Raw genomic sequence first — 5,262 nt, 5'->3', positions numbered from 1 at the left:
ACCCACCTCCGACGACCGACATACTCTACGGCACCAGCGGCAACGATGTGTTCCACGGAGCCGGCGGCCACACGATGATCGGCTATGCCGGCAACGACGAATACTATGTCGACCATACCGGTGACAGGGTGATCGAGGCCGCTGGCCAAGGTCAAGACAGGGTGTGGACCACTGTGAACTATAAGCTCGATGCTGGCCAGTCGATTGAAGTCCTCGGCACCCAGAACGACGCCGGCACCGCGCCAATCAACCTGACCGGGAACGAATTCGCCCAGACCATCATGGGGAATGACGGTAACAACATTATAAAGGGCTGGGGCGGCGCCGACAAGATGATCGGTCTTGGCGGCAACGACGACTACTATGTCGACAATGCCGGCGACAGGGCGGTCGAGTCCTCTGGCCAAGGCCAAGACAGAGTGTGGACGTCCGTGAGCTATAAGCTCGAGGCTGGCTCGTCGATTGAAATCCTTAGCACCAAGCAGGACGCCGGCACCACGGCAATCAACCTGACCGGCAACGAGTTGGCCCAAACCATCGTGGGGAATGACGGTAACAACATTATAAAGGGCTGGGGCGGCGCCGACACCATGATCGGTCATGGCGGCAACGATAATTACTATGTCGACAATGTCGGCGACAGGGCGGTCGAGTCCTCTGGCCACGGCCAGGACAGAGTGTGGACTTCTGTGAGCTATGCACTCGAGGCTGGCTCGTCGATTGAAGTCCTTAGCACCAAGCAGGACGCCGGCACCACGGCAATCAACCTGACCGGCAACGAGTTGGCCCAGACCATCATAGGGAATGCCGGTAACAACGTCATCAACGGCGGCCGCGGCGCCGACATCTTGACCGGCTTTGGCGGCAACGACATTTTCGTCTTCAATAGCGCCCTTGGTAACGGCAATGTCGACAGGATCACCGACTTCAACGCGTCCCAGGACAAGATCCACCTCGAGAACGCCATTTTTGCCGGGCTGGGCGCGGGTGCGCTCACAGCCGCCGCTTTCTTTGCGGGTGCGTCCGCGCACGACAGTTCCGACCATATCATCTACAACAATTCAACCGGGGCGCTCTCTTACGACAGCGACGGCATCGGCGGCGCGGCTCAGATACAGTTCGCCACCCTTTCTCCAGGCCTCTCGCTTACCGCAAGCTCATTCTTTGTGACTTGAACGAGTGGACTGAAGTCAACGCAATACGGTGTTTGCGGGGCCGGCGAGATAGCGTCCCTGTAAATGCCGTGCCTGTGCCTGTCGATTTCTGAAAACACTACCTGCACGCAAAAGCTCTGAGCCCGGCACCACCTAAACGCCCTCGATGTTGCGTCATTAATAGGCTCTGTTCATCTGGAAGCCGATGATCACTGTCGCCCGCCACGAGGAACGCCGCGCCCCCACCCGCCGCAGCCAGCAATTGCAATGACAGTGCTATTCGCTGTAGCCATTCTCAGCTTGATTTCAGAGGGAGACGCGGCATGGACCGATTCACCGGCGGTTGCCTGTGCGGCAATGTCCGAATTGCGGCGTCGGGCCTCCCATACCGGGTCGGCATCTGTCACTGCCTCGACTGCCGCAAGCATCATGGAGCCCTTTTCTACGCTGCCGCGGTATTCCCTCAGGATGCGGTGACGATCGATGGCGAAACACGCGATTACGCCGGACGGTTTTTCTGTCCCCGCTGCGGCTCGTCCGTTTTCGCGCGCAGCGCGGACGAGATTGAAGTGCACCTGGGATGCCTGGATGCCTCCGACCAACTGATGCCGACCTATGAAAGCTGGATCGTCCGTCGCGAGTCCTGGTTGCCGCCGTTTCCGCTTACGAGGCGATACGAGCGCGATCGTGGCGCCACGGGTCGCTCGGAGGAGTAAGTCGCACACACGAACGGTGCGAGGGCGGCGCTACGAGCTGACCGAGATTGCCTTCATCGAAAGCTGGCGCATCACTCCGGAAGGCCGGCCTTGCGGAAGCCATCGACGAAATGATCGAGCGTTGCAGCATCGCGGAATGGCTCCGTCGTGACCCAGAAGTGGGTTGTGAAATGCGGGTTGCTGACGAGGAACAGTTCGACCTCCGCGCGCGCCTCGTCGAGCCGGCCGAGTTGCGCGAGGCTTGCCGCCAGGAAACGGCGTGAGCTTGTGCGATAAGTCTCGTCCCTGCGCAGGGTCTCGACCGCGGCTTCGTATTCGCGCGCCGCATATTGCGCCTGGCCGAGCGTCAGATAGTACCAGCTTGCCGGAAACGGATTCAGTCGGAACGCCTTGCGGATCTGCTCAAGGCCTTCCTCGACGCGCCCGGCCAGTGTCGTGATGTCGGCCAGTGTCGCCCAGGCGTCGGCCTCGTTCGGGTCGAGCTCGAACGTCTTGGCGAATCCCGCATCCGCCTCGGCGAAGCTGCGCTCATAGGCAAGCAGGTTGGCCAGCACCCAATGGCAGCCGGCATCGTTGGGATCGACCGCTACAGCCTTACGCGCCAGTTCCAGGGCAACGCTACGGTTGGGTTCAATGGGTTGGCCCCAATGCACCCATCCCATCCAGTGGTTCATGGCGAGCCAGCGATAGGCCTCGGCGTATCCCGGATCGAGCGAGACCGCGCGGGTGAGCATCAGATGCGCTTCCCGTGCCGTTTGCGGCGAATCATCGATCAGCTTGCGCGCCCGCACGCAGAGATCGTAAGCCTCGAGATTCTTGGGTCGATTGCGCGGTGGCGGTGCACGCAGCCGGCCGAGCAAGGCCTCCACGATCTTTGCCGTCACCTCGTCCTGAACGGCAAAGATATCTTCCAAACTGCGATCGAAGCGTTCCGCCCATAGATGTTCGCCGCTCGCCGCGTCGACCAGCTGTGCGTTGATGCGCACACGCCCAGCAGCACGTCTTGCACTACCTTCCAGCAAGTAGCGCACGCCAAGGTCCTCGGCGATCCCCCGCACGTCCATCGCCTTTCCTTTGTAGGCAAAGGTCGAGTTGCGAGCGATGACGAACAGGCCGGAGATCCTGGACAGGTCAGTGATCAGGTCTTCGGTCAACCCATCCGCGAAGGAGTCCTGCTCGGGATCGTTGCTGAAATTGACGAAGGGCAGCACCGCTATCGATGGTTTGTCGGGCAGCGGCAAAGGTTTTCGCTTCGCGCTGCCGAGCTGTTCGATGGCCCCGGTAAAGCGGTAGCCGACTCGCGGAACCGTGGCGATCCATTCACCGCCCCCATTGCCGGCATCGCCGGCCGGACCGAGCAGCTTGCGCAGCTGCGAGATCTGGACGGTGAGGTTGCCTTCCTCGACGGCCGTGCCCGGCCATGCCGCGTCCATCAACTCGGCCTTCTCAAGGATTTCGCCGGGCCGTTCGACGAGCGCCGCAAGCAGCTTTATCCCGCGGTAGCCAACGGCAACGGGGACATCGTTCCGAAGCAGCGTTCCCGCATCGGAATCAAGCACGAACGGACCAAAGGCAAAGCGCTGTCCCTGCATGGGCGCATCTATAGAGCAATTCCAGGAAAAGTGTGAGACGGTTTTCTGTCCGGAATTGCGTCAAAACAAAGAGTTAGAGCAGTTTGTCGGTTCCAGGAACCGGTGAACTGCTCTAGCCCGTTTGGAAGTTTTGAGAACTATTTGGGAGAGCTTAATTACGACGCCGATCGTATCCTGCAGAATTCAACCTCTTTCAGGTCCAGGGCCACCGGACCCTCAAATCATAGGAGGTTGCCATGAACGATATCCTTACGTCGGCTCCGCATCAGGCAGCGCGGCCGGAAACGCCCGTGGAGCTGGCGGCGGTTTCGCGTCCGCGCCTGACGACCCTACGAAACATTATCGCGACCTGGCGCGAGCAGACACGCTTTCGCTGGGACCTCAAGCGAATATCGGAGGACAATCCCCATTTGATCGACGATATCGGCCTGACGAAACGGCAGGTCGAGGAAGAGATCGCCAAGCTGCCCTTCTGGCAACGATAAGACGAATACCGAAGAGACAGCGGATCGCGGCGCCATGCGCGAGAAGTCACGGCGATGCCGCGTCGGCGGACACAACCGCACAAGGTGCGTGTCGGATGAGGCACGCAGGCTCGAACCACTCCAAAACCCTTTGGGCCAAAAGTGTTACCCATGTCTCCGGTACAAACCTTTCGCGCCGCCACGGGACGTCAGATGCGCCGAAGCCCCGATGGCCGCATCACCATCAAGTCAACCGTAGCTGTCTTTGGTTGATAAAGGCCGCGTGTCGCGGGGGACAGTTCTTGTTCCGGCCTATTCGACGGGAGCGGCAACGTCGTCGGCGTGTTGGGCGGCGTGCTGCTGCTCACCATCATCCAGGTTGGCCTTGCCATCATCGCCGTGCCGTCCTTCTACGTCGGCATCATCGGCGGCTTCATGATCTTCATCGCTGTTGCCATCGACGCCATCCGCGTGCGCTACTTCGGCTTATCTGTCGCTTGGCTTCTTTGCTTCGCAGGCGCCGCCGCCGCCGCCAAGGCGGCCGCCGATAGTGCGCCCTGCAAGTGAATAAACGTGCCGATGGGCTCATTTTAGAGCCGCCCGTCAAGGACCACGTATCATTTCTATGAGTGGGAAAGGCTTGCGCCATTCGCGTTATACGGGAGGTCCGAAACCGGGTTTTCTTGAAAGCGTTTGAGATTCCAAAGCGATCCTAAAGATTTGCAGCGACGTTCGACCTATATCCTCCGGCCGTTGGAGTTGTCACAATAACCGCTTCGCCAACTTCAAGTACGGTCTGGTCGCAGGCTTTCAGCACCTCGATCGTACCGTTGTTGCGGCGGGTTTCGGTCGAGCCGGCCTCGCCATCGCCACCGCCGTCGAGGCCTTGGGGCGGGCGGCTGCGGTGCGAAGCGAGAATCGCGCATTCCATGCGTTCGAGAAAGCGGATGGTGCGTTTGGTGCCGTCGCCGGCACTCCATCTGCCCTTGCCGCCAGAACCTTCGCGGATGTGGAAATCCTCCAGCAGGACGGGGAAGCGAAGCTCGAGTATCTCCGGATCTGTCAGGCGCGAATTGGTCATATGCACATGCACGCCGGACGTGCCGGCAAAACCGCGACCGTCATTCATCTGTCCGGCCGGCGATCCCGAGCAGATCGTCTCGTAATATTGGTAGATATTGTTGCCAAAGGTCAGGTTGTTCATCGTCCCCTGGCTGTTGGAGAGCGCACCCATGGCGCCGAACAGCGCGTTGGTGACATGCTGCGAGGTCTCGACATTGCCGGCAACGACGGCCGCCGGATAGCTCGGCCGCAACATGCAGCCGTCGGGGATGAT

At 60.4% G+C, this 5,262-nt stretch carries 6 protein-coding genes; 4 read left to right on the top strand and 2 right to left on the bottom strand.

The genetic code is table 11. The features are described from left to right. Together CN311_RS31385 and CN311_RS31380 are read left to right on the top strand one after the other, a co-directional pair. On the top strand, positions 1–1,175 hold a 1,175-nt coding region (locus CN311_RS31385), incomplete at its 5' end, for a calcium-binding protein (protein ID WP_165779921.1). Between the two features lie 302 nt (positions 1,176–1,477). Next, positions 1,478–1,870, top strand: coding sequence for a GFA family protein (locus CN311_RS31380; protein ID WP_097577446.1), 393 nt, complete (start codon positions 1,478–1,480; stop codon positions 1,868–1,870). A gap of 71 nt (positions 1,871–1,941) precedes the next feature. Here the strand turns inward: CN311_RS31380 and CN311_RS31375 are convergent, their stop codons facing one another. After that, positions 1,942–3,462, bottom strand: coding sequence for a winged helix-turn-helix domain-containing tetratricopeptide repeat protein (locus CN311_RS31375; RefSeq protein WP_097577445.1), 1,521 nt, complete (start codon positions 3,460–3,462; stop codon positions 1,942–1,944). A gap of 236 nt (positions 3,463–3,698) precedes the next feature. Between CN311_RS31375 and CN311_RS31370 the strand changes: the two genes are divergently transcribed. Together CN311_RS31370 and CN311_RS33135 are read left to right on the top strand one after the other, a co-directional pair. Then, positions 3,699–3,947, top strand: coding sequence for a DUF1127 domain-containing protein (locus CN311_RS31370; RefSeq protein ID WP_097577444.1), 249 nt, complete (start codon positions 3,699–3,701; stop codon positions 3,945–3,947). Between the two features lie 333 nt (positions 3,948–4,280). Then, a complete protein-coding gene (locus CN311_RS33135; RefSeq protein WP_208866617.1) occupies positions 4,281–4,493 on the top strand; it encodes a hypothetical protein in 213 nt (70 codons plus the stop codon). 145 nt (positions 4,494–4,638) lie between these two features. On the opposite strand, the gene CN311_RS31355 is transcribed toward CN311_RS33135, so the two are convergent. Beyond that, positions 4,639–5,262: hydantoinase B/oxoprolinase family protein (locus CN311_RS31355; RefSeq protein WP_208866616.1), on the bottom strand; the 624-nt coding region annotated here is incomplete at its 5' end.

The sequence above is a fragment of the Mesorhizobium sanjuanii genome (genome assembly GCF_002529485.1).
Classification (GTDB): Bacteria; Pseudomonadota; Alphaproteobacteria; order Rhizobiales; family Rhizobiaceae; genus Mesorhizobium; species Mesorhizobium sanjuanii.
Note: the sequence above shows the minus strand (reverse complement) of the source record. Positions and strands in the feature narration are given on the sequence as shown.

What these genes read in the sequence shown, in the direction of transcription:
- CN311_RS31380 (WP_097577446.1), top strand. Translation starts at nt 1,478, where the DNA reads ATGGACCGATTCACCGGCGGTTGCCTGTGCGGCAATGTCCGAATTGCG.
- CN311_RS31375 (WP_097577445.1), bottom strand. Translation starts at nt 3,462, where the DNA reads ATGCAGGGACAGCGCTTTGCCTTTGGTCCGTTCGTGCTTGATTCCGAT.
- CN311_RS31370 (WP_097577444.1), top strand. Translation starts at nt 3,699, where the DNA reads ATGAACGATATCCTTACGTCGGCTCCGCATCAGGCAGCGCGGCCGGAA.